The sequence below is a fragment of the Rahnella inusitata genome, from assembly GCF_018288855.1.
GTDB lineage: Bacteria > Pseudomonadota > Gammaproteobacteria > Enterobacterales > Enterobacteriaceae > Rahnella > Rahnella inusitata.
In genome coordinates this window covers 3,880,071-3,903,858 of sequence record NZ_CP065024.1, presented here as the reverse complement: position 1 = coordinate 3,903,858, position 23,788 = coordinate 3,880,071, and the positions used below count along the sequence as shown (strand labels likewise).

Here is a 23,788-nt window from a genome sequence, read left to right as displayed (position 1 = left end):
CCGTTCGTTTAGCGTGCAACCTGGCCCATACAGGCGAAATCCGCCTGAAAACACCGCAATTTAGCTCACCATCATCTTCGTGCTGTTCGCTTTTCCAACGGTCAACGTAACAGGAAGCCTTTTGTGTGAGGGGCCTAGTGTCTACTAACAATATTGCGAAAGATTGACAGGAAAGTCCAACATAACAGGGAGAGTTTTATCAGATGAAATAAAAGAGGGGAAAACACAGGAGATATGCAGGAAAAGTCTTACCGGTGAAGGACATTCACGCCCTACACCAGCAGAAAATTGACCCGGACTGTATGAATTAAATCAGACCGCGCTGGCACCAATTACGGCTTCCGGTTTGATCTGTACCGGTTTGGTTTTGTATTTGGCCAGGAACTGCGGCTGGAAAATACACATGCGAATGGCGCTGCGATATTCCCCGTTCACAAAAAATTCCTGTTTCAGTTCGCCTTCCAGCTCAAACCCTAGTTTGCTGTAGATGTGGATCGCCTTTTTATTTTCTTTATCGACGATTAAATAGAGTTTGTAGAGGTTAAGCACCGAGAAGGCATAATCCATCGCCAGACGCACGGCGTCGCCTGCAAATCCTTTGCCCTGATGCTGCGGGTCAATGATTATCTGGAATTCCGCACGGCGGTGAATATGATTAATTTCCACCAACTCGACAAGGCCGACCGGCCCGCCCTGGAATTCGATAATAAAGCGGCGTTCGCTTTGGTCATGGATATGTTTGTTATACAGATCGGTCAGTTCGACAAATGCCTCATAAGGCTCTTCAAACCAATAACGCATGATGCTGGCGTTATTATCAAGACGGTGAACAAACGACAGGTCATCCTTTTCCAGGGGACGTAATCTGACGCTGTTATTGCTAAACATGGGGTGTTCCTCAAAAAATAAAGCCGTTTTACCTGAGGTAACCTTCTTGGAAATGAAATCTGAAACAACCGTGTTCCAGATGAAGGTCGGCGCACAAACGACGTTTAAACGTGCGCCGGGAACGCCATTATATCGGCTCAACTGTAAACAAGTGTCAAATGACAGGAAATAAAAAACCGGCACGAAGCCGGTTTATAGTGAAATCATCGCGTTTAAGCAGGTTAATCCGCTGCATAACCCTGATCAGGTAGTGGATTGTTATCCAGCAATGCCCGATCGTTTTTCAGGGATAAACGGCCTTCAACGAACCAGCTGACCACCAGCGGATAGATATTGTGCTCCTGCGTTTGTACGCGGGCCACCAAATCGTCCTCGCTGTCATCGCTAAATACCGGCACTTTGGCCTGCAAAATCACCGGGCCGCCGTCGAGCTGCTCCGTCACAAAATGTACCGACGTGCCGTGTTCCGTATCCTGATTTTCAATCGCCTGACGGTGAGTGTGTAAACCCGGATATTTCGGCAGCAGGGAAGGGTGGATGTTGATCATTCGCCCGGCAAAGCGCTGAACGAAGTCGGCAGTAAGGATACGCATGTACCCCGCCAGCACGACCAGGTCCGGCTGGTATTCATCAATAGCATCGGCCAGTGCGACATCAAACGCCGCGCGGTCTTCATAAGCTTTGACATCCAGCGCGTGCGCGGCAATGTCTGCCAGTCGCGCACGTTCCAGACCGTAAGCGGCGGATTTATTGCTGAAGACAGCAGTGATTTCTGCATTAATTCGTCCCTGCTGGCAGGCATCAATCAGGGCCTGAAGATTACTGCCTTCGCCCGATACCAGAACCACAATCCTTTTCATATCGCTACCTGTCTTCAGTCAGTTGATTTACCCGATTACTCAATTACCACGCGTTCCGCGGAGTCAGAGGCTTTAACATAGCCAATTTTCCACGCCTTCTCGCCATTGTCATTGAGTAAAGCAATCGCCTGATCGGCCAGTTCAGCCGGAAGGGCCACAACCATGCCCACGCCACAGTTAAAGGTGCGGTACATTTCGTGACGGCTGACGTTACCGGTGGTCTGCAACCAGGTGAAGACATCCGGCCACTGCCAGCTGGATTCGTTGATGATGACCTGAGTGTTATCCGGCAATACGCGTGGGATATTTTCCCAGAAGCCGCCACCGGTCAGATGCACGATACCGTGGACATCAACGTTTTCGATCAGGTTCAGGATCGATTTCACGTAAATCTTGGTCGGTGCCAGCAGGTGATCGGCAAGCGGTTTACCTGCCAGATCGGTGGTTTCCGGATTGGTGTTGCTGACTTCGAGAATTTTGCGTACCAGGGAGTAACCGTTGGAATGCGGGCCACTGGCGGCAAGACCGATCAGCACGTCGCCGTCAGCGACTTTGCTGCCGTCGATAATTTCTGATTTTTCCACCACGCCGACGCAAAAACCTGCCACGTCATAATCTTCGCCGTGATACATACCCGGCATTTCAGCGGTTTCACCCCCGACTAACGCACAGCCAGACTGCTTGCAGCCTTCGGCGATACCGGTTATCACGCTGGCGGCGATATCGACGTCCAGTTTGCCGGTGGCGTAGTAATCGAGGAAGAACAGCGGTTCAGCACCCTGAACGATCAAATCGTTGACGCACATCGCGACCAGATCGATACCGATAGTATCGTGGCGTTTCAAATCCATCGCCAGACGCAGCTTGGTGCCAACGCCGTCGGTGCCCGAAACCAGTACGGGTTCACGGTATTTTTGCGGCAATGCGCAGAGGGCACCAAAACCGCCCAGTCCACCCATGACTTCAGGGCGGCGAGTCTGTTTTACTACACCTTTAATGCGATCTACCAATGCGTTACCGGCATCGATATCTACGCCTGCGTCTTTATAGCTGAGAGAGGTTTTGTCGGTCACTGCGAAGTCCCCACGGCGGTTTGGGTTGGTGGTTGAAGAATAAAGCGGGGCAATTCTAACAGCGCAGGCAAACGTTTGCGAGCGCCTTATGCGATGACCCTTTTTGGGCTGTCTATACTCTATCGGGGTTCCTGATGATCCAGATCAGGCAATTGGCTGTAGCATTGAAAAAAAATGGCGTTATAATCTCGCGATTTTTTTTTGCAGCTCAACCACCTTAGGAGAATAAACAATGAAGATCGTCGAGGTGAAACACCCGCTGGTGAAACACAAGCTGGGCCTGATGCGTGAGAACGACATCAGCACGAAACGTTTTCGCGAACTGGCTTCTGAGGTGGGAAGTCTGCTGACGTATGAAGCGACTGCCGATTTAGAAACTGAGAAAGTCACCATCGAAGGCTGGAACGGTCCGGTTGAAATCGATCAGATCAAGGGTAAGAAAATTACCGTTGTGCCTATCCTGCGTGCCGGTCTGGGCATGATGGAAGGCGTTCTGGAGCACGTACCAAGCGCGCGTATCAGCGTCGTGGGCGTGTACCGTGACGAAGAAACCCTGAAACCTGTACCCTATTTCCAGAAGCTGGTTTCTAACATCGAAGAACGTCTGGCGCTGGTGGTTGACCCGATGCTGGCGACCGGTGGCTCGATGATTGCAACCATCGACCTGCTGAAAAAAGCGGGCTGCCAGAGCATCAAAGTGCTGGTGCTGGTGGCTGCACCGGAAGGGATTGCCGCGCTGGAAGCCGCGCACCCTGACGTTGAACTGTACACCGCCTCGATTGATCAGGGGCTGAACGAAAAAGGCTACATCATCCCGGGACTCGGTGATGCGGGCGATAAGATATTTGGTACGAAATAAGCAGCAAGCAATAGCCGACTGAGAAGTCGGCTTTTTTTTGATTTTTTTTTACTCGTCAAATACAACATCATTTCACAGAGGATCAATCCATGACCCGTCGTGTCATCGGGGTAAGCGAACGTCCGCCTTTACTGCAGACAATCCCCCTGAGTTTCCAGCATCTGTTTGCCATGTTTGGTGCCACCGTTCTGGTACCCATTCTGTTCAAAATCAACCCGGCAACGGTGCTGCTGTTCAATGGCATAGGGACTTTGCTGTATTTATTTGTGTGTAAAGGGAAAATACCGGCTTATCTCGGTTCCAGCTTTGCGTTTATCTCACCGGTGCTGTTACTGCTGCCGATGGGTTATGAAGTGGCGCTGGGCGGATTTATCGCCTGCGGGCTGTTGTTCTGTCTGGTGGCGCTGATCGTTAAGAAGGCGGGTATCGGTTGGATCAACGTGATGTTCCCGCCGGCGGCGATGGGCGCAATCGTTGCCGTCATCGGACTGGAACTGGCGGGCGTGGCGGCGAATATGGCCGGACTGCTGCCTGCCGATGGCGCACCGGTGGATTCCACCGCAGTGATCATTTCCGTCGTGACGTTGTCGGTGACCATTCTGGGTTCAGTGTTGTTCCGCGGTTTCCTGGCGATCATTCCGATCCTCATCGGTGTGCTGGTCGGCTACGCGCTGTCGTTCTTTATGGGCGTGGTGGATGTGTCTGCCATCGCGAATGCTCACTGGTTTGCGCTGCCAACGTTCTACACCCCGCGCTTTGAGTGGGTGGCGATTTTGACCATTCTGCCTGCCGCGCTGGTGGTGATTGCAGAACACGTCGGGCATCTGGTCGTGACGGCAAACATCGTCAAAAAAGATCTGCTGCGCGATCCGGGCCTGCACCGTTCGATGCTGGCAAACGGCTTGTCTACCGTACTTTCCGGTTTCTTCGGTTCTACGCCGAACACCACTTACGGCGAGAACATTGGCGTGATGGCCATCACCAAGGTTTACAGCACCTGGGTGATTGGCGGCGCGGCGATTCTGGCGATCCTGCTGTCGTGCATCGGAAAATTAGCGGCAGCCATTCAGGCCGTACCGGTGCCAGTAATGGGCGGTGTCTCCTTGCTGCTGTACGGCGTGATCGGCGCATCCGGTATCCGCGTGCTGATTGAATCGAAAGTCGATTACAACAAAGCGCAGAACCTGATCCTGACGGCGGTTATCCTGATCATCGGCGTCAGCGGTGCCAAGATCCACATTGGCGCGGCGGAGCTCAAAGGCATGGCGCTGGCGACCATCGTCGGCATTTTCCTCAGCCTGCTGTTTAAAGTGATTGAGATCTTCCGCGGTGAAGAAAAGATCATTGATATCGAAGACGAACGGGAAAATCCGCCAGTCTGATCGTTGAATTTCAGCTGAAACACCTGACCGGCGGGCGCAGTGCTTTCCGGTCAGGTGCTCGGATCACAAGCGGTTGCACTCGGCACAGTTCAATTTGCTGCGGATCCTTGCTAGAATTCGGTCGTTCCTTTTTATTGACATGACAACATCTGCGGTCTTCATACCGCTTCGGTTGAGGTGCTTCTGAATACGCCGGCACAGCTTTCCCTGCCACTTTATCTTCCCGATGATGAAACCTTTGCCAGTTTTTATCCGGGTGAGAATCCCTCTCTGCTTTCTGCGATTCAGACCGCATTGCATCAGGAACACGGCACCTATATTTATTTCTGGTCACGTGAAGGCGGCGGCCGCAGTCACCTTCTCCACGCAGCCTGCGCTGAATTATCCCAGCGCGGCGAAGCCGTGGGTTACGTGCCTTTAGATAAACGCGCCTATTTTGTGCCTGAAGTATTGGACGGCATGGAGCATCTTGCGCTGGTCTGTATCGATAACATCGAAGGGATCGCCGGCGATGACGAATGGGAAGCTGCGGTTTTCCATCTGTATAACCGCATTCTTGAAACAGGCCGTACGCGTCTGTTTATTACCGGCGATCGTCCGCCGCGTCAGCTGAATCTCAGCCTGCCGGATCTGGCGTCACGTCTCGACTGGGGACAAATCTACAAGCTTCAGCCGCTTTCCGACGAAGAGAAACTTCAGGCACTGCAGTTGCGCGCCAAACTGCGCGGATTTGAACTGCCGGAAGACGTCGGCCGTTTCCTGCTCAAACGTTTGGATCGTGAAATGCGCACGCTGTTTATGACGCTTGATCAGCTCGATCGCGCTTCTATCACCGCACAGCGTAAACTGACGATCCCGTTCGTGAAGGAAATTCTGGGGTTGTGATCGGAGGATGTCCGGGTTCGCATCACGAACCCGAACGGACGAGCGGAATTACAAAATGTCTTTCACCTGTTCCGGCGGACGCCCTAAACGTGCTTTGCCGTTGGCCAGCACGATCGGACGTTCAATCAGCTTCGGATTTTCCGCCATTGCCTGCAACAGCTGCGCTTCGCTCAGGTTTTTATCGGCCAGACTGAGTTCCTTATAAATCTCTTCGCCTTTACGCATCAGCTGGCGCGCAGAGCTGAACCCCAGCTTTTTCAGTAAATCCTGCAACGTGGCAACCGTCGGCGGCGTTTCCAGATACAAAATCACCTCCGGCTCGATCCCGGCGTCTTCCAGCAATTTCAGGGTTTCGCGGCTCTTGGAGCAGCGCGGGTTGTGATAAATCGCGACATCATGTGCCATAACATTCTCCCTTAAAGATTCAAAGTCAGCCTTTCTGATACTGACGGAAACGGCCCAGCAGCTGACGAAGCTGGTCGATACGCGCATCGTAACGGGCCTGTTCCAGACTGCCTAATTTCTGCAATGCGCTGGCGTTACTCAGCATTTCAATAGCCTGATCCAGACGTCCGATCAGCGCCATGCTTTCTGCACGGGCAGCCAGCTCCTGCGCGCGTAAACCCTGCGCGGCAGACGCCTGGGACAGCAGATCCCAGCCGTTCGGATCGCCCGGATAGGTGAAGGTATAGCGGTTAAGGATCTTGCTGGCGTTGGCCGGTTTCGCGCCTTCGAGATAGGCATTCGCCAGATTGAGCTGAAGCACCGGATTAGAGCTGGTGGCCGCGCCTGCCTGCTCCAGCCGGGCGATGGCCTGCGGGGCGCGTTTGCTTTCGATATCGTTATCGGTGGAGAGATCCAGCAGCCATTCGTTGCCCGGATTTTGCACCATCAGCGGTTCCAGAATCGCCCGCGCCTGATCGTATTTCTTCGCTTTGTAAAATTGCAGCGCCTGACCGTATTTCGCCGCCAGCTGTTCGCGCACGTTACCGTCGCTCAGCTTTTGCAAATAATCATCGGTCAGCGGGAAACTTTCCGAGCCGTACATCCCTAACATGCGCACTTTCGCCATCAGGTAGTTTTGTGAAGACTGCACGACAGTGTGCGGCATCTGATTGGCGCGGTTACGCACGTCGGCGAGACGGCTGTCGGGAAGGGGGTGCGTCAGCAACATTTCCGGCGGACGGGTGGAATAACTCGCCTGATCGGCAAGTTTTTGCAGGAACGCGGGCATTGCCTGCGGATCAAAGCCTGAGCGCTGGAGCACCTGCAAACCGATACGGTCGGCTTCCTGCTCGTTGCCCTGCGTGAAGCTGATCATTCCCTGCTGCGTGCCGGCCAGCGTACCGGTCAGCGCTGCCATACCCATTTGCGGGCTGGCCATCGCCAGCAGGATGGAACCGAGCGCACCGACCCAGGTCAGCGGCGCATTCCGTTGTTGATCTTCCATCGCACGGGCCAGATGGCGCTGGGTAACGTGGGAGATTTCGTGCGCCATGACCGAGGCCAGCTGGCTTTCATTATCGGTATAACGGAACAACGCCGAGTGCAGTACCACGTTGCCGCCGAAGAAGGCGAAGGCATTCAGCTCGTCATTATTGACGATGAAGAAATGGAATGGCGTGCGCACGGAATAGGCATGTGCCACCAGACGCTGCCCGAGTTCGTTGATGTACTGATTGAGCAGCGGATCGTTAATCAGCGGCGTACTGGCGCGCATCTGACGGACGTAAAAATCGCCCATCTGTAATTCCTGATTAATGCTCAGCGTGCCGCCCGCTGTGGTGCCGATATCCGGTAACTGATCGCTTACCGGCGGTGCCAAAGGCGAGTTGGTGTTTTTGGAGGAAGAGGTCACCGGCGTTGACCAGAATGAACTGTCGTCAGCGCCTGCCGGGAAAATTGCGCCAGTGAACAGGCTGCCAAGACACAGGGCGATCACCGTTTTTTTCAACCGCATTACCATAAACATTTGCTTCCCAATAAGTGAACCGCACATCGATGAGCTTTAAGAGCTTTTATTTCATGAACTGGCGAAGTGAGCATTATTTTCTGGCGCTATTGTTGGCGCTGAACTCTATAGTAGCTATCCTCGTGGGAGTTTAAAACACTCCGCTGGCTTCAGTTGTGTGACAACGAATTTAAAAGATAGTTACTTGTGTCTGAGCGCGCAGGGAACGAACAGCGCAACCCAACAGGCAATAAAAATCTCAGGAGCGTTCTCAGATGTTAGACATGTTATTACAGTGGTATCGCCGCCGCTTTACCGACCCGCAGGCCATTGCGCTGCTGGCGATCCTGGTCGCCGGTTTTTGTATCCTTTACTTTTTTAACGGTATTCTGGCACCGCTGCTGGTGGCGATTGTGCTGGCATATTTACTGGAATGGCCGACCGTGCGCCTGCAACACATCGGGCTTTCACGCACGGTGGCAGTGAGCGTGGTACTGCTGCTGTTTGCAGGGATCCTGATGTTAGGGATTCTGGTGATTGCGCCGGTTACGTGGCAGCAGGGCGTCAATTTGCTGGCGGATTTACCGAGCATGCTTAACCGTTTCTACGATTTTGCCGCCACGTTGCCCAAGCGTTATCCGGCGCTGGTGGATGCAGGCATTATCGACATGATGGCTGAAAATATGCGCAGCAAGCTCTCGGGGCTCGGTGAATCGGTGGTGAAATATTCCCTCGCCTCGCTGGTCGGGTTACTGACGCTGGCCATTTACCTGATCCTGGTACCGATGATGGTGTTCTTCCTGCTCAAAGACAAAGAGCAAATGCTCAACGCTGTGCGCCGCGTTTTACCGCGCGATCGCGGGCTGGCGGGACAGGTCTGGGCGGAGATGAATCAGCAGGTCACCAATTATATTCGCGGCAAAGTCCTTGAGATGATTATCGTCGGCGTTGCGACGTATCTGGTGTTCTGGGTGATGGATTTGCGCTATTCGCTGCTGCTGGCGGTCCTGGTAGGGATTTCAGTGCTGATCCCCTACATCGGTGCGATGCTGGTCACCATTCCTGTCGTGATTGTCGCGATGTTCCAGTGGGGGCTCGGCGCAGATTTCTGGACGCTCATTGTCGCCTACCTGGTGGTGCAAGGGCTGGACGGCAACGTCATCGTACCTTTGCTGTTCTCCGAAGCGGTAAACCTGCATCCGCTGGTGATCATCTTGTCGGTGGTGGTGTTCGGCGGTCTGTGGGGATTCTGGGGGGTGTTCTTTGCGATACCGCTGGCGACGCTGGTCAAAGCCGTCGTTCACGTCTGGCCGGATGAATTGCTGAACGAAACGGTCTGAGCCCATCATTCTCTGATTCAAATAAAAAAAGCGCGTCTGCGCTTTTTTTTATGAACGTGGATCAGGCGGCAATAATCAGGCTGATTTCTCGTTCAGATAGGCCATCACGATGTCATGGTGATTGGTGGTTTTGAAGTCGTCGAACACTTTCTCAACCTTGCCATTGCCGTCGAGCAGGAAGCTGATGCGGTGAATGCCGTCGTAGGTTTTGCCCATAAAGGATTTCTCACCCCAGACGCCAAACGCCTCGCACACCTGATGATCTTCATCGGACAGCAAGGTGAAGTTCAGCAGTTCTTTCTCGGCAAAGCGAGACAGTTTTTCAGGTTTATCGGTGCTGATCCCCAGCACTTCCACACCCTCACTTTTCAACTGATCCATGTTATCGCGCAGTCCGCAGGCCTGAACGGTACAGCCCGGGGTCATAGCTTTTGGATAAAAATAGACCAGGACTCTCTGTCCCTGGAAGTCGGCCAGATTAATTTGTTCACCGTCTTGATCGGGTAAACTAAATTGCGGCGCAGGATCACCGGCTTTCAGTGGGCTCATTGTCTTTCTCCGTATCACTTAGCGATTACTGCAGTTTATTTTCATTCTCAGAATAACTAACGACGTTAATACTGCCTTGCGCATTCAGTTCTGTACATAGCTGATGAAAGGCTTGCTCAATAATTGCCGGATCGGTATTCGCCGCGCTGTGTGCCGTCATCTGGATAGAGAGCTGCGCTGGCGTGCTGGCATCGGCTGGCCGGGTTTTTGAGGCCAGTTCTGCAATGTTCATCTGGTGCGTGTCGAATAAATCGGTAAAACGCTCGATCAGGTGCGGGGAGTCTTTAACTTCCACTTTCACCCAAACGGTGGCTGGCATCGGCGGGCGAACCGGTGCGCTGGTGCGTTTCATCACGATCAGCAATTCCAGCTCGGCGCCTTTTTGCGGCAGCGTGGATTCAATCAGCGTGATGGCGTTCCAGCTGCCGGAGAGCAGCATGATGAAAGTAAACTCGTCACCGAGCATCGCCAGACGGCTATCCTCGATATTGCAGCCGCAGCTGCTGACCTGGCGGGTGATGGTATTGACGATACCAGAGCGATCGGCACCTAAGGCGGTGATAACCAGATAATGTTGTTGTGGCTGCGGCAAAATGGCTGTTCCTGTCGTGCTTGGGAGTATTCCCAAGGTAAACATAAAAAAAACCGTCGGACAAGCGCTTACAACACGTTGATTGCTTGCTTTTGCAGTGGTGTCAAAAGTACCATGAGTGACCTGTTTGTGGAGGGGAAGGTCAATGTTTACGGGAAGTATTGTTGCACTGGTTACGCCGATGGACACCAAAGGTGCTGTCGATCGCGCGAGTCTGAAAAAACTGATTGATTATCATGTGTCCAGTGGTACTGCGGCGATCGTTTCCGTTGGCACGACAGGCGAGTCGGCTACGCTTAGCCATGACGAACACGGTGACGTGGTCATGCAAACGCTGGAACTGGCCGACGGGCGCATCCCTATTATCGCAGGCACCGGTGCTAACGCCACCGCCGAAGCGATTTCTCTGACACAACGTTTTGAAAAGAGTGGCGTTGTGGGCTGTCTGACAGTCACACCTTATTACAACCGTCCTACGCAGGAAGGCCTGTATCAGCACTTCAAAGCCATCGCTGAAAGCACCTCACTGCCGCAAATTCTCTACAACGTGCCCTCACGCACCGGCTGCGATATGTTGCCGCCGACCATCGCGCGTTTAGCAAAATTAAAGAATATTGTTGCTGTTAAAGAAGCAACAGGGAACTTAAGTCGTGTTAGTCAGATCCAAGTGCTGGTTGATGATGAAGATTTCATTCTGCTGAGCGGCGATGACGCCAGCGGTCTGGACTTTATGCAACTTGGTGGCAAAGGCGTCATTTCTGTCACAGCCAACGTGGCTGCCCGTGAAATGGCTCAACTTTGTGAACTGGCGGCCAGTGGCAATTTTGCCGAAGCACGTCGCCTGAATCAGCGCCTGATGCCGTTGCATCAGCATTTGTTTATAGAAGCAAACCCAATCCCGGTGAAATGGGCCTGTAAGGCACTGGGAATGATGGCAACCGATACTCTGCGTCTGCCTATGACGCCGTTAACAGATGCTGCCCGTCCGGTCGTGGAACAAGCACTTAAAAGCGCCGGTTTGCTGTAACTCTTAGGAAGATTTGATGGCCTCTTTATTTGACAAGAATAGTTTCCAGATGACCCGTTTGCAGAAAACAGCCGTAGCGAAAGTGGTCGGGGTTTCCCTGATTATGCTGCTGGCAGCCTGCTCCAGCGACCAGCGCTACAAGCGTCAGGTCAGCGGTGATGAATCCTACCTCGATGCGCCAGCGCTCAGTGAGCTTAAAGCACCGGCGGGCATGATTCTGCCAGTGCAGAATGGCACCTACGAAATCCGCCAGGGCGCGATGCAAGGCGCGGTGGGCAAACAGCTCGATATCCGTCCACCAATGCAGCCTCTGGCCTTGCTGAACGGTTCACAAACGCAGTTCGCCGGTGACAGCAGCACTGTATTGCTGGAAAACACCGCGCAAAACCGCGATTTGTGGAACAGTGTGGTGAAAGCCGTTCAGCAAAATAATTACAAAATTGCTAACCGCGACGACGCTAACCAGACGCTGACCACCGATTTCGTTGACTGGAATCGTGCAGATGAAGACTTCCAGTATCAGGGCCGTTACCAGATCAGCGTGAAACAGCAGAGCTACCAGTTAGCGCTGACCGTTAAAACGCTTGAGCTGAAACAGCAGGATAAAGCGGTGACCGCATCAGCTGAAATCCAGCGTTATAACAGCCAGATGATGAACTCGATCACCGCCAGCCTCGATAAAGTGCAGCAGGATACGCAGGCGCGTCTCGACAACCGTCGCGTCGGTGAAATCGACGTGCAGAGCGGTGCTGATGATACCGGTTTACCGGTGCTGATCGTGCGTACCACCTACGGCGCAGTGTGGGATCGTTTACCAAATGCACTGGCGAAAGCTGGCATGAAAGTGACCGACAGCAGCCGTCCGCAGGGGACATTGTCCGTTACCTACAAACCGTTGAATGACGATGCGTGGCAGACACTGGGTGCGAAAGATCCGGGCCTCTCTTCCGGTGACTACAAACTTCAGGTTGGCGACCTCGACAACCGCAGTAGCTTGCAGTTCCTTGATCCGAAAGGACATGCTCTCAGCCAGTCGCAGAACGACGCGATGGTGGCGGTCATGCAGGCCGCATTTAGCCAGAGCAGTGCAAAATAATACCAAGGGGCTCCGGCCCCTTTTTACATCTGTTTTTTCCACTGGAGTAAGTAAAGATGCAAAAGTTAGCTGAGTTGTATCGCGGCAAGGCGAAAACCGTCTACACCACTGAAAACCCGGACCTGCTGGTGCTGGAATTCCGTAACGATACGTCAGCACTGGATGGTCAGCGTATTGAGCAGTTCGACCGTAAAGGTATGGTTAACAACAAATTTAACCATTTCATCATGGCTAAGCTGGAAGAAGCCGGGATTCCGACCCAAATGGAACGCCTGCTGTCTGACAACGAAGTACTGGTGAAAAAACTGGATATGGTCCCGGTTGAATGCGTTATCCGTAACCGTGCTGCTGGATCGCTGGTAAAACGTCTGGGCATTGAAGAAGGTCTGGTTTTGAATCCGCCGTTGTTTGATCTGTTTTTGAAAAACGATGCGATGCACGATCCGATGATCAACGAGTCTTACTGCAAAACCTTCGGTTGGGTGAACGAAGAGCACCTGGCGCGTATGAAAGAGCTGAGCTACAAAGCCAACGACGTGTTGACCAAGCTGTTTGACGATGCCGGTCTGATTCTGGTCGATTTCAAACTCGAGTTCGGTCTGTTTAACGGCGAAGTGGTGCTGGGTGATGAGTTCTCACCAGACGGCAGCCGCCTGTGGGACAAAGAGACGTTGAACAAGATGGACAAAGATCGTTACCGCCAGAGTCTGGGTGGCCTGATTGAAGCCTACGAAGAAGTCGCTCGCCGTATCGGTGTGAAACTGGACTAAGCAACGCTTAGTTTTTAGCCCGGACGCGCAATCGTTTCCGTCGCGGGCTTATGCTAAAACGGGTGGTAGTTTCGCCACCCGATCTTTATCCCGCATTTAATTTCCTCTTTTTTACCCTGATTTATTTCATTTAATTCCTCCTGACCTAAAATTACGTCCCTGCGCGGATGGTATAAATCGCGCACGCTGGCTAGTCTTTATAAAAACAGTCTGGAGGTGGAGTATGCGTTGGCAAGGGCGTCGCGAAAGCGACAATGTAGAAGACAGACGCGGACAGGGATCCAGCGGCGGCGGTGGCCTGGGTGGTGGCGGTATGCGCCTGCCAATCCGTGGCAAAAGCGGCATTGTGATTATTATCGTGGTACTGGTCGCCGGGTATTATGGTATCGACCTTTCTCCACTGATTGACGGCGGACAATCCGGCAACGTACAGCGCCAGACGCAATCCCAATCCATCAGCCCGAAAGATGATGAGCAGGCGAAATTCACTTCCGTCATCCTCGCGTCGACGGAAGATACGTGGAAAGACATTTTCCAGAAACAGGGGATGACGTATCGCGAACCGAAACTGGTGATGTATCGTGGCGCGACCCGTACCGGTTGCGGAACCGGCCAGTCGGTGATGGGGCCGTTCTATTGCCCGGCGGACAGCACGGTGTATATCGATCTCTCTTTCTATCAGGAATTGCAGAACAAACTGGGCGCGGGCGGTGATTTTGCACAGGGTTACGTAGTCGCCCACGAAGTAGGTCACCACGTGCAGAATCTGCTGGGCATTGAGCGCAAGGTGCGGCAGTTGCAGCAGGGTGCGTCGCAGGCGGTGGTGAATCAACTGTCGGTGAAAATGGAATTGCAGGCCGACTGCTACGCCGGTGTCTGGGGCCATTCGATGCAGGAGCAAAACGTCCTTGAAGCAGGCGATCTGAAAGAAGCGCTGAACGCCGCACAGGCGATAGGCGATGACCGTTTGCAACAGCAAAGTCAGGGGCGTGTAGTGCCGGACAGCTTTACCCACGGCACCTCTCAGCAGCGCTATGACTGGTTCAAACGCGGTTTCGATACCGGTAATCCGGATCAGTGCAATACCTTCGGCAGCCTCTGATTTCGCGCAGACGCGACCATTCAGTTCTGGTCTGCCCGCAAAAACTGTTCAATAATCAACGACCGATTCAGAAAGGCTCTCCGGAGCCTTTCTGCCTTTCTGACAGGAAACGCAGGGAACGCTATGGCTTTTCTCGATCCAACCCTTTTGATCTTACTGGTCTTTGCCGGACTGGGCATCATCAGCCACAACAGCGCGGTGACTATCGCGATGTTTTTCCTGCTGACAGTGCGCATCACGCCGCTCAATACCTTCTTCCCGTGGATTGAAAAATATGGCCTGACTATCGGCATTATTATTCTCACCATCGGGGTGATGGCACCGATCGCCAGCGGAAAAATCAGCGCCAGCACCGTGGTCCATTCTTTCTTTCACTGGAAATCCATCGCCGCTATTTTGGTGGGCGTACTGGTATCGTGGCTCGGCGGACGTGGCCTCACGCTGATGGGCACTCAGCCGCATCTGGTCGCCGGTTTACTTGTCGGCACGGTGCTTGGCGTGGCGCTGTTTAAAGGCGTGCCGGTCGGGCCGCTGATCGCCGCCGGGCTGCTCTCCATGCTGGTCGGGAAAACCTGAGATGCCTGTCGTATCGGTCGCATCGTTACAGCAACAGATGCTGCGCCGCGGCGTGCGGCGCGTGCTGGTGTTCAGCGGTGAAGCGGACTGGTGCGTGGCGCAGGCTCTCGAATTTTCGGGCCAAAGCGCGGGGGACTGGTTGTGGATCAGTGATTCGCCGCCTGTGGGAGTGAACGCCTGCTCACCCTCTGCGGCGCATTCGCTTCTCGGTCAGGATTTTTTGCACGGCATTTTTGATGCCCGCACCGGGTTGAACGTGGACGCACTGGCGGCGTTTTCCGGAACACTTAAGGCCGGAAGCTGGCTGATTTTGCTGGTGCCGGACTGGTGCCGCTGGTCGCAATTACCTGACGCCGACAGCCTGCGCTGGAGCGAACAACCACAGGCGATCCCCACGCCGCGTTTTATCCGTCGTTTTCAGGCATTACTGGAAAGCACGCCGCACGTCGCGCTGTGCAGGCAACATCATCCTTTTTCACTTTCCCCTTTACCGCCTGCACCCGACTGGCTGCCGCCCGATGGCCAACCGACGCCTGAGCAGCAACAGATTTTACAGCGGCTGATGCAGGCCAAATCCGGTGTGTGGGTACTGACTTCGCCGCGCGGTCGCGGTAAGTCGCGTCTTGCGGGAATGCTGACCGCGCAGTGGCCGGGCACCTGCCTGGTGACTGCGCCGGGTAAAGGTGCTGTGAATCAGATCCTCGCCCATGCGCCTGAATCCACCCGTTTTATCGCACCCGATGCCCTGCTGATGATGTGCCGTGAAGCCGCGGTGGATGATGCGGACTGGCTGATTATCGATGAAGCCGCTGCTATTCCCGCACCGATGTTGACGGAGCTGGTGGCGGCTTTCCCGCGCGTATTACTTACTACCACGGTTCAGGGTTACGAAGGCACGGGGCGCGGATTTCTGCTGAAGTTTTGCGCTTCGCTGCCGCAGTGGCAGGATTTGCGGCTGACCGCGCCAATCCGCTGGTCGGAACAGGATATGCTCGAACCCCTGATAAGCGATGCGTTGCTGTTCGGCGAACCCCTGACAAAGATTAAAAACACAAACGTACCTTCTGCTATTTTTTCCCCCGCTGCTGACGACTGGCTGCGCCAACCCGCGCTGTTAGAGGATTTCTACGGTCTGCTGACCAGTGCGCATTACCGCACGTCGCCGCTGGATTTACGCCGTCTGCTGGATGCGCCGGGTATGACCTTCAGCGCCGCCCGACAGGGTGATACCTTAACCGGCGCGCTGTGGCTGGTAGAAGAAGGCTTGCTGAGCCCGGCGCTGGCGCATGATGTCTGGGCTGGAAGACGACGTCCGCGCGGCAATCTGGTGGCGCAGTCACTTGCCGCCCACGCCGGACTGGTGCTGGCGGCGGTATTGCGGTCGCGGCGCGTCAGCCGTATTGCTGTGCACCCGGCGTCCCGGCGTCAGGGTATCGCCCGCGCTTTGCTGGCTGAGGAAAAACAGCGAGCAACGGAGCAAGGTTTGGATTTCCTGTCGGTGAGTTTTGGTTATACCGATGATCTGGCGGCGCTGTGGCAGCAGGCGGGTTTTCGCCTCGCGCGTATAAGCACGCAGAAAGAGGCTAGCAGCGGATGCTATGCGGTGATGGCGATACTACCACTGAGCCCGGCAGGGCATGCGCTGGCGCAGACGGCTGAACAGCAGCTTTATCGTGACTGGCGCTGGCTGGCACCGCTGATGGACATTACTTTGCCGCTTCCGCTTGCCGCAGAGACGGCGCTCAATGAGGCTGACTGGCGCGAGCTGGCCGGCTTCGCTTTCGCGCACCGGCCGCTGGAAAGCAGTCTGCCCGCGCTAAACCGCCTGCTCATTAACAGTCACTTGCCCCTTCCCTTGCTGCGGGCACACCTGCAGCAAGGGAAAAATACGGCGGAAGTTGTGCAGCCGGCGGGGTTATCGGGGAGGAAAGCGCTGGTTCAGCGCTGGCGACAAGAGACGCAGCAGGCGCTGGCGGAACTGGATCCCGTAGCCTGTGAACGCTGGAGGCAAGGGATTTAGCAGCGCGGAGTCATTGCAAAAAATGGAAAGACTCGTTCAATAAAACCCGATTTCACTGTCCGGCAGGCGGCGTATAGTGGCTGAATTAACATAAACGGGAGAGACCCATGAGCTCAGAACAGATTATTGTCCAGCAGCCGCAAGAGCGTGCAAACCAGCTGATTTTATTATTTCACGGCGTGGGCGATAACCCGATTTCCATGGGCGAAATTGGCAAGTTTTTCGCAGTGTCCTTCCCGCAGGCGCAGGTGGTGAGCGTCGGCAGCCCGGATATTTGTGATTTTGGCCGCGGCTTCCAGTGGTTCTCCGTACAGGGCGTGACAGAGAAAAATCGTCAGCCGCGAATTGATGACGCGATGCCGCTGTTTATCCAGATCGTCCGTGACTGGCAGCAAAAAACCGGTGTGACGCCGGAACACACCACGCTGGTCGGTTTCTCGCAGGGCACCATCATGGCGCTGGAATCCACCAAAGTGGAAGAGCATCTGGCGTCGCGCATCGTCGCGTTCAGCGGCCGTTTCGCCAATCTGCCGGAAAAACCGATAGCCGCAGGCACCGTGGTGCACTTTATTCACGGTGAGCAGGATCCGGTGATCAACCCGTTCCAGTCGAAAAGCGCCGCTGAGCGACTGAAATCTTTAGGCAGCGCTTGTACCTTGAACATTCAGGCGGGCATGGCGCACGGGCTGGACTCGCAGATGATTAATACCGCTATCTCGCATTTGCAAAACGATCAGCCGCAGTAATCTGAACATTGCCAACAAAAAAGGCAGCCATCCCGGCTGCCTTCGTTTTTACCGGCCTTACTTCTTCTTCGGCCAGTCATCGTCTTTATCCCACTCGGCATTATTATCGCGATGAGGTGGGATTTCAGGTTTGTCGTTGAGGTACTTTTTCACATCAACGCGTCGCAGTTCTTTAATGCCGCTGATTAACATCCCGAACAGAATGATCAGAATGATCCACCAGTAATCTTTAATCCACTCCATGGCGTGCTCCTTAAATTGTTATGTAGGTAGGGCGATGAATCTTGGGAAGATAGTCGCGATCTCGCTGATTATCCAGTCGGAGCCCGCTAAATCTTGCCCTTGCCATGCACTGATAAGTACGTCCGGCGTCAGTTGCGCCGCGCACAATGTGGCCAGCGGGCGATAACTCAGGTGCCAGGGTTCAATGGCAACTCCGCCACGGTCTTCGGCATAAGGACGGAAAAAGCCAAACTCCGCCATATGATCTGACATCCAAGAGTTCAGCGGATAAAAATACCCGCCTTGCTCATATTCCCACGGCTCCAGCTGTAACGTCTTTCCTTCGGGCAGCAGGTGCGGATCGTACACATCCAGATCACTGCCCCAGTGGTGACGACTGGCGCCCGGAAGCGCCGACCAGCGCAGGATAAACCCGCAGCGTTCGGCGTCAGAGCATCCGCTGATATCCAACGGTTGACTGTCTTTATCTAATACTGGTCGCTCGCCGCGAAATTTGCCATTCCAGATAGCCTGCTGGCGCTCAAAATCACGAAAAGTGCTGGCAGGCTGTAAATCAAACCCGGCTTCCCGCGCTGCCTGCTGCATCCGGGCGAATGCCTCTGCCGCCTGCTTTTGCAGACGGTGCGGCCCGTCGGCCAATGTGACCAGGTGCGCAGTTGAGCGCCCGGTCAGCATCTCATTGGTGATCATGCGACTAACTGCTCCATGATGCGCTGATACATGCGGCTAAGCACTTGCAGATCGGCGGCGTGTACGCATTCGTTGATCTTGTGGATGGTGGCGTTAACCGGCCCCAGTTCGACCACCTGTGCGCCCATCAGCGCGATGAAGCGTCCGTCGGAGGTGCCGCCGGTGGTTTGCAGCTCTGGCGTAATTTCACTGTAATGGCGTACGGCGTTGACCACCGCGTCCACCAGCTCGCCGCGCGAGGTCAGGAACGGCTGGCCGGAGACTACCCAGTTCAGGGTGTATTGCAGATTGTGACGATCGAGCAGCTCCGCCACGCGCTGTTTGATGATGTCATCGGTCAGTTCGGTGCTGAAGCGGAAGTTAAATTGCACGTAGAGCTCGCCGGGAATGACGTTATTACTGCCGGTACCGGCGTTGATATTGGCGATTTGCATGCTGGTCGGCGGGAAGAATTCATTGCCGTTATCCCAGACGGTAGCCACCAGCTCGTTCAGTGCAGGCATCGCGCGGTGAACCGGATTATCGGCCAGATGCGGATAGGCGACGTGGCCCTGAACGCCGTGAATGTGCAGGTTGGCGGTCATGGAGCCGCGACGGCCATTCTTCACGATGTCACCGACGCGCGAAGTGCTTGAAGGCTCGCCGACCAGGCAATAATCCAGACGCTCGTTGCGTTCCATCAGCGCATTGACCACTTTAACCGTGCCGTTAACCGCGCTGGCTTCTTCGTCGGAGGTGATGAGAAACGCCAGACGGCCTTTGTGATGCGGATTTGCAGCCACGAAACGTTCGGCGGCGACGACCATTGCCGCCAGCGAACCTTTCATGTCCGCCGCACCACGACCATAAAGCATTCCGTCGCGCAGCGTTGGCTCGAACGGACCGGTAACCCACAGTTTGTGATCGCCGGTTGGCACCACGTCGGTATGGCCGGCAAACGCCAGCGTTTTACCTTCACCGCGTGTGGCCCAGAAATTCAGGGTATCGCCAAAAGGCATCAGTTCGATATGAAAACCCACCGCGCGCAGGCGGGCGATCATGATATCCTGACAGCCCGCATCTTCCGGGCTGAGGGAAGGGCGGCGGATTAACTGTTGGGCGAGATCGACAACGGGGCAGCTCATGTTATTTCACCTCCGCGAGGAATTGCTGATAGCTCTCTGGTTTGAATCCCAGCAGAGACTGGCCATCGGGAGCCAGCAGAAACGGGCGTTTGATGATGGCCGGATGTTCCAGCATCACCGCTTTGGCATTGGTTTCGTTATCGCAGGCGTTGCGGGTGGCATCATCAAGTTTGCGCCAGGTTGTGCCACGGGTGTTCAGCATTGCTTCCCAGCCCTGTTTTTCAATCAGGTTCTGCAACAGCGCGTCGTCCAGCCCCTCAACACGATAATCATGAAACTGATAACTGACCGCGTTTTCTTCCAGCCAGCGACGGGCTTTTTTGACGGTATCGCAATTTTTGATGCCATAGAGAACAAATGAGGCTGAAGCTGAAGTCGTTGCCATAGAAAAACGTAACCTGTCAGTAATTATGAACTTTTCACCAGCACAGAATGCTGGCGCGAGGATAGGGCACATAATGAGGCAAAACGCGGGCAGGATCCAGACGGGGCGGGAGTGTGATCGTGATTAAAGAAACATGAGAGAAGTTTGGCTTGTACAAAAAACAGACGTATAATCCCCGCGTCCAATAAAGGGGAGTCAAATGTTAGAGCAAGAGTTAGGTAACTGGAAAGACTTTATCGACCGTATGTTGAACGCGTAATTGCTGTAAAACTCAGGCCCGTAAAGCAAGACAGATTTATTTGCAGTGTCAGCCCGTCATTATAAAAACGTTTGTTCAGGAAGACCATTACGTCCGATTTAGCGACGATTCTTACACCAGTAAATCACTAATAAAAAAGGCGTTAATTCACATTAACGCCTTTTTTGTGGGTTTTTTTCGCCGTTATTTCGCGTCGACGGGTGCCGTTTCTACGATGTCGGCAATGATCGGTTCACCGGATTTCCCCGGAAAACGGCGGCGGATCAGTACGAAGAACAGCGGCACGAAGAAGATTGCCAGCACCGTGGCGGAAATCATTCCGCCGATAACGCCGGTCCCCACCGCATGCTGACTGCCGGAACCTGCACCGGTGCTGGTCGCCATCGGTAACACGCCGAAGATAAACGCCAGTGAAGTCATCAGGATAGGGCGGAGACGCATTCTCGAGGCCTCCAGCGTAGCCGCCAGCAGCTCCTTGCCTCTGACGTTCAAATCATTGGCAAATTCGACGATCAGAATGGCGTTCTTCGCCGACAGCCCGATGATGGTCAGCATCCCGACCTGGAAGTACACGTCGTTTTCCAGCCCGCGCATCCATGTGGCGATCACTGCACCGAGCACACCGAGCGGCACCACCAGCATGACTGAGAAAGGAATCGACCAGCTCTCATACAGCGCCGCCAGACACAGGAACACCACCAGCAGGGAAATCGCATACAGTGCCGGAGCCTGCGAACCGGACAAACGTTCCTGATACGACAGACCGGTCCATTCGAGGCCGATCCCTACCGGCAGCTTCGCCACCAGTTTTTCCATATTATCCATTGCTGTGCCGCTGCTGACGCCTTCAGCCGGTTCACCGACAATTTCCAGTGCCGAGTAGCCGTTGTAACGCTCCAGACGCGGCGAGCCGGTCAGCCAGTAAGACGTGGCGAACGCGGAGAACGGCACCATGGTTCCGGCAGAATTGCGGACAAACCAGCGGTTAATATCATCCGGCAACATGCGGAATTTCGCCCCCGCCTGAACGTACACTTTTTTAACGCGACCGCGGTCGACGAAGTCATTGACGTAGGAAGACCCCCACGCGGTGCTCAGCGTACTGTTGATATCAGAGATAGCCACGCCCAGCGCCTGTGCTTTCACCTGATCGATGTTGATTTGCAACTGCGGACTGTCATCCAGCCCGTTATGACGCACGCGGGTCAGACTGCTGTCTTTGGCGGTCATCTCCAGCAACTGGTCGCGGGCAGACATCAGCGCGGCATGGCCCAGCCCGGCGTGATCCTGCAATTCCATATCGAAACCGGTCGCACTGCCAAGACCGTTGATGGCCGGCGGGCTGCTGGCGATCACGCGGGCTTCGGTAATCTTATTAAACTCTTTAGTGGCCTGCTCAATCAGAGCGAACGAGGAGTCGTCCGCGCCGGTGCGGTCATCCCACGGAGTCAGACGTACGAACATACGCGCCACGTTTTGCCCGTTTCCGCCCGGTCCTGCGCCGATGGTGGAGAACACCGACAGCACATCTTTCTTGTCGGTATTGAGGAAGTATTTTTCGACTTTCTCGACCACTTTCTGTGTCTGCTGCAACGTCGAACCCGGCGGCAGCTGGATCTGAACGGTAAACACGCCACGGTCTTCCAGCGGCAGGAACGAGGTCGGTAATTTGATAAACATGAACGCCAGCGCCGCGACCAGCAGCGCATAACCGAGCATCCAGCGCACGCTGTTTCTCAGAATACCCGCCACGCCGTTTTCGTAGCGGCGGGCGTTGCGGTCAAACATGCGGTTAAACCAGCCGAAGAAGCCGCGTTTGCCGTGATGATGACCCTTTGCGATAGGTTTGAGAATGGTGGAACACAACGCCGGGGTCAGCGTCAGCGCCACGAATACTGAAAGCACCATGGCAGAGACGATGGTTATCGAGAACTGACGGTAAATCGCGCCGGTGGTACCGCCGAAGAAGGCCATCGGCACAAAGACCGCCGACAACACCATGGTGATCCCCACCAGCGCGCTCTGAATTTGCCCCATCGATTTGCGTGTGGCGTCTCTGGGGCTGAGTCCCTCCTCGCTCATCACGCGCTCGACGTTCTCCACCACCACGATGGCGTCATCCACCAGCAACCCGATCGCCAGCACCATCGCAAACATGGTTAACGTGTTGATGCTGTAGCCGAACTGATGCAGCACGGCGAAGGTGCCGAGCAGCACCACGGGCACGGCGATAGTGGGGATCAGCGTCGCGCGGAAGTTTTGCAGGAACAGGTACATCACTAAGAACACCAGCACGATCGCTTCAAACAGCGTTTTCACCACGTCGGTGATTGCCGCTTTAACGAACGGAGTAGTTTCATAAGCGACTTCGGCTTTCAGGCCGTGTGGGAAGTAGTGAGAGAGTTCCTCAAGACGCGCGCGCACGGCTTTATCGGTTTGCAGTTCGTTGGCACCGGACGCCAGTTTCACGCCCATACCGGATGCCGCCTGACCGTTATAGCGGCTGAGCAGGCTGTAGTTTTCCGCACCCAGACCAATTTCGGACACGTCGCCGAGTTTCACCTGCGAACCATCCTGATTCACTTTCAGCGTGATCTGACGGAACTGCTCCGGCGTTTGTAGCTGGGACTGGGCGTTGATAGTGGCGTTCAGCGCCTGAAAATCCACCGAAGGCGCGCCGCCGAGCTGGCCGACCGCCACCTGACTGTTCTGCGCTTTGATAGCCGCCACTACGTCGGCGGTGGTCAGCTGATAGTTATTCAGTTTGTCCGGATCAAGCCAGATGCGCATCGCGTACTGAGAACCGTAGGCATCGATACTGCCTACGCCGTCCACGCGGCTCAGCGGATCCTGAATGTTTGAGGCCACATAGTCGGCGATATCTTGCTTATCCATACTGCCGTCGGTAGAGACGAACGCCACCATCATCAGGTTAGTGTCACCGGTTTTGGACACCGTCACGCCCTGCGTTTGTACGTCCTGCGGCAAACGCTTGAGCGCCTGTTGCAGCTGATTCTGTACCTGTTGCAGCGCTTCGTTCGGGTCTGTCCCGGCGGTAAAGCTTAGGGTGATTTGTGATTTGCCATCGTTACTGCTTTGCGAAGACATGTACATCAGATTGTCGAGGCCGGTCATGTTTTGCTCGATAATCTGCGTGACGGTGTTTTCTAAAGTTTGTGCTGATGCGCCGGGGTAAGTCGCAGAGATGCGGACATTGGGCGGAGCCAGATCGGGATATTGTTCGACCGGCAAAAAGTAAATAGCCAGTGCGCCGGACAAGGAAAGGATGATCGCTAAAACCCAGGCAAAAATCGGGCGATCGATGAAAAAATTGGCCATGCGTCAAGAACCTCGTTATCACTCAGGCGGGA

Annotated in this window: 24 protein-coding genes; 12 read left to right on the top strand and 12 right to left on the bottom strand. The window is 54.6% G+C overall.

Annotated features, from left to right (window positions below; all coding sequences use genetic code 11):
• Nucleotides 1-312: 312 nt before the first annotated feature.
• The 3 genes from speG to purM all read right to left on the bottom strand — a co-directional run bounded on the left by speG (nt 313) and on the right by purM (nt 2,821).
• On the bottom strand, nt 313-888 hold the full coding sequence (gene speG, locus I2123_RS18350) for a spermidine N1-acetyltransferase (protein ID WP_112168633.1): 576 nt from the start codon (nt 886-888) through the stop codon (nt 313-315).
• Between the two features lie 221 nt (nt 889-1,109).
• A complete protein-coding gene (gene purN, locus I2123_RS18345; protein WP_213051213.1) occupies nt 1,110-1,748 on the bottom strand; it encodes a phosphoribosylglycinamide formyltransferase in 639 nt (212 codons plus the stop codon).
• Nucleotides 1,749-1,783: 35 nt separating this feature from the next.
• Nucleotides 1,784-2,821, bottom strand: coding sequence for a phosphoribosylformylglycinamidine cyclo-ligase (gene purM, locus I2123_RS18340; RefSeq protein WP_112168631.1), 1,038 nt, complete (start codon nt 2,819-2,821; stop codon nt 1,784-1,786).
• Between the two features lie 232 nt (nt 2,822-3,053).
• On the opposite strand from purM, the gene upp reads away from it, so the two are divergent.
• The 3 genes from upp (at nt 3,054) to hda (ending at nt 5,947) form a co-directional block, all read left to right on the top strand.
• Nucleotides 3,054-3,680, top strand: a complete 627-nt coding sequence (upp, locus tag I2123_RS18335; protein WP_056771320.1) for a uracil phosphoribosyltransferase — start codon at nt 3,054-3,056, stop codon at nt 3,678-3,680.
• A gap of 89 nt (nt 3,681-3,769) precedes the next feature.
• Nucleotides 3,770-5,062, top strand: a complete 1,293-nt coding sequence (uraA, locus tag I2123_RS18330; RefSeq protein WP_112168630.1) for a uracil permease — start codon at nt 3,770-3,772, stop codon at nt 5,060-5,062.
• A 177-nt stretch (nt 5,063-5,239) separates the two neighbouring features.
• Entirely contained in the window at nt 5,240-5,947 is a 708-nt protein-coding gene (gene hda / locus I2123_RS18325) for a DnaA inactivator Hda (RefSeq protein ID WP_101075803.1), read from the top strand.
• 48 nt (nt 5,948-5,995) lie between these two features.
• On the opposite strand, the gene arsC is transcribed toward hda, so the two are convergent.
• Both arsC and bepA read right to left on the bottom strand, forming a co-directional pair.
• Complete coding sequence (gene arsC, locus I2123_RS18320) at nt 5,996-6,352, bottom strand: arsenate reductase (glutaredoxin) (protein WP_213051212.1); 357 nt, start codon at nt 6,350-6,352, stop codon at nt 5,996-5,998.
• Between the two features lie 25 nt (nt 6,353-6,377).
• Entirely contained in the window at nt 6,378-7,913 is a 1,536-nt protein-coding gene (bepA, locus tag I2123_RS18315) for a beta-barrel assembly-enhancing protease (RefSeq protein WP_213052562.1), read from the bottom strand.
• 260 nt (nt 7,914-8,173) lie between these two features.
• Between bepA and I2123_RS18310 the strand changes: the two genes are divergently transcribed.
• The gene (locus I2123_RS18310) at nt 8,174-9,238 is read left to right on the top strand and encodes an AI-2E family transporter (RefSeq protein ID WP_213051211.1); all 1,065 of its coding nucleotides are present in this window, start codon (nt 8,174-8,176) and stop codon (nt 9,236-9,238) included.
• 75 nt (nt 9,239-9,313) lie between these two features.
• Here I2123_RS18310 and bcp read toward each other — a convergent pair whose 3' ends face one another.
• Both bcp and I2123_RS18300 read right to left on the bottom strand, forming a co-directional pair.
• Nucleotides 9,314-9,787 (bottom strand): thioredoxin-dependent thiol peroxidase, encoded by a 474-nt coding sequence (gene bcp / locus I2123_RS18305; RefSeq protein ID WP_112168626.1) that lies wholly within the window; start codon nt 9,785-9,787, stop codon nt 9,314-9,316.
• A 25-nt stretch (nt 9,788-9,812) separates the two neighbouring features.
• On the bottom strand, nt 9,813-10,379 hold the full coding sequence (locus I2123_RS18300) for a glycine cleavage system transcriptional repressor (protein ID WP_112168625.1): 567 nt from the start codon (nt 10,377-10,379) through the stop codon (nt 9,813-9,815).
• 145 nt (nt 10,380-10,524) lie between these two features.
• On the opposite strand from I2123_RS18300, the gene dapA reads away from it, so the two are divergent.
• From dapA to ypfH, 7 genes are all read left to right on the top strand, one after another.
• Nucleotides 10,525-11,406 (top strand): 4-hydroxy-tetrahydrodipicolinate synthase, encoded by an 882-nt coding sequence (dapA, locus tag I2123_RS18295; protein ID WP_112168624.1) that lies wholly within the window; start codon nt 10,525-10,527, stop codon nt 11,404-11,406.
• A 16-nt stretch (nt 11,407-11,422) separates the two neighbouring features.
• Nucleotides 11,423-12,502 carry an outer membrane protein assembly factor BamC gene (gene bamC / locus I2123_RS18290; protein WP_112168623.1) on the top strand — a complete coding sequence of 360 codons (1,080 nt, stop codon included), beginning with the start codon at nt 11,423-11,425 and terminating at the stop codon, nt 12,500-12,502.
• Nucleotides 12,503-12,558: 56 nt separating this feature from the next.
• The gene (gene purC / locus I2123_RS18285) at nt 12,559-13,272 is read left to right on the top strand and encodes a phosphoribosylaminoimidazolesuccinocarboxamide synthase (RefSeq protein WP_056771346.1); all 714 of its coding nucleotides are present in this window, start codon (nt 12,559-12,561) and stop codon (nt 13,270-13,272) included.
• 223 nt (nt 13,273-13,495) lie between these two features.
• On the top strand, nt 13,496-14,374 hold the full coding sequence (ypfJ, locus tag I2123_RS18280) for a KPN_02809 family neutral zinc metallopeptidase (RefSeq protein ID WP_112168622.1): 879 nt from the start codon (nt 13,496-13,498) through the stop codon (nt 14,372-14,374).
• 123 nt (nt 14,375-14,497) lie between these two features.
• The gene (locus I2123_RS18275) at nt 14,498-14,950 is read left to right on the top strand and encodes a DUF441 domain-containing protein (RefSeq protein ID WP_112168621.1); all 453 of its coding nucleotides are present in this window, start codon (nt 14,498-14,500) and stop codon (nt 14,948-14,950) included.
• A 1-nt stretch (nt 14,951) separates the two neighbouring features.
• Nucleotides 14,952-16,970, top strand: coding sequence for a tRNA(Met) cytidine acetyltransferase TmcA (locus I2123_RS18270; protein WP_213051210.1), 2,019 nt, complete (start codon nt 14,952-14,954; stop codon nt 16,968-16,970).
• Nucleotides 16,971-17,077: 107 nt separating this feature from the next.
• On the top strand, nt 17,078-17,716 hold the full coding sequence (gene ypfH / locus I2123_RS18265) for an esterase (protein ID WP_112168619.1): 639 nt from the start codon (nt 17,078-17,080) through the stop codon (nt 17,714-17,716).
• A gap of 57 nt (nt 17,717-17,773) precedes the next feature.
• On the opposite strand, the gene I2123_RS18260 is transcribed toward ypfH, so the two are convergent.
• From I2123_RS18260 to I2123_RS18245, 4 genes are read right to left on the bottom strand one after another with little or no spacing between them, the layout of a single operon-like run.
• Nucleotides 17,774-17,959, bottom strand: coding sequence for a YpfN family protein (locus I2123_RS18260; RefSeq protein WP_112168618.1), 186 nt, complete (start codon nt 17,957-17,959; stop codon nt 17,774-17,776).
• Between the two features lie 18 nt (nt 17,960-17,977).
• Complete coding sequence (locus I2123_RS18255) at nt 17,978-18,649, bottom strand: M15 family metallopeptidase (RefSeq protein WP_213051209.1); 672 nt, start codon at nt 18,647-18,649, stop codon at nt 17,978-17,980.
• Complete coding sequence (gene dapE, locus I2123_RS18250; protein ID WP_112168616.1) at nt 18,646-19,773, bottom strand: succinyl-diaminopimelate desuccinylase; 1,128 nt, start codon at nt 19,771-19,773, stop codon at nt 18,646-18,648. The genes I2123_RS18255 and dapE overlap by 4 nt, the downstream gene beginning before the upstream one ends.
• Nucleotide 19,774: 1 nt before the next feature.
• Nucleotides 19,775-20,158 carry an ArsC family reductase gene (locus tag I2123_RS18245; protein ID WP_213051208.1) on the bottom strand — a complete coding sequence of 128 codons (384 nt, stop codon included), beginning with the start codon at nt 20,156-20,158 and terminating at the stop codon, nt 19,775-19,777.
• A gap of 199 nt (nt 20,159-20,357) precedes the next feature.
• Between I2123_RS18245 and ypfM the strand changes: the two genes are divergently transcribed.
• Nucleotides 20,358-20,417 (top strand): protein YpfM, encoded by a 60-nt coding sequence (gene ypfM / locus I2123_RS25815; RefSeq protein ID WP_112168684.1) that lies wholly within the window; start codon nt 20,358-20,360, stop codon nt 20,415-20,417.
• Nucleotides 20,418-20,600: 183 nt separating this feature from the next.
• On the opposite strand, the gene acrD is transcribed toward ypfM, so the two are convergent.
• Complete coding sequence (acrD, locus tag I2123_RS18235) at nt 20,601-23,756, bottom strand: multidrug efflux RND transporter permease AcrD (RefSeq protein ID WP_112168614.1); 3,156 nt, start codon at nt 23,754-23,756, stop codon at nt 20,601-20,603.
• Nucleotides 23,757-23,788 lie beyond the last annotated feature (32 nt).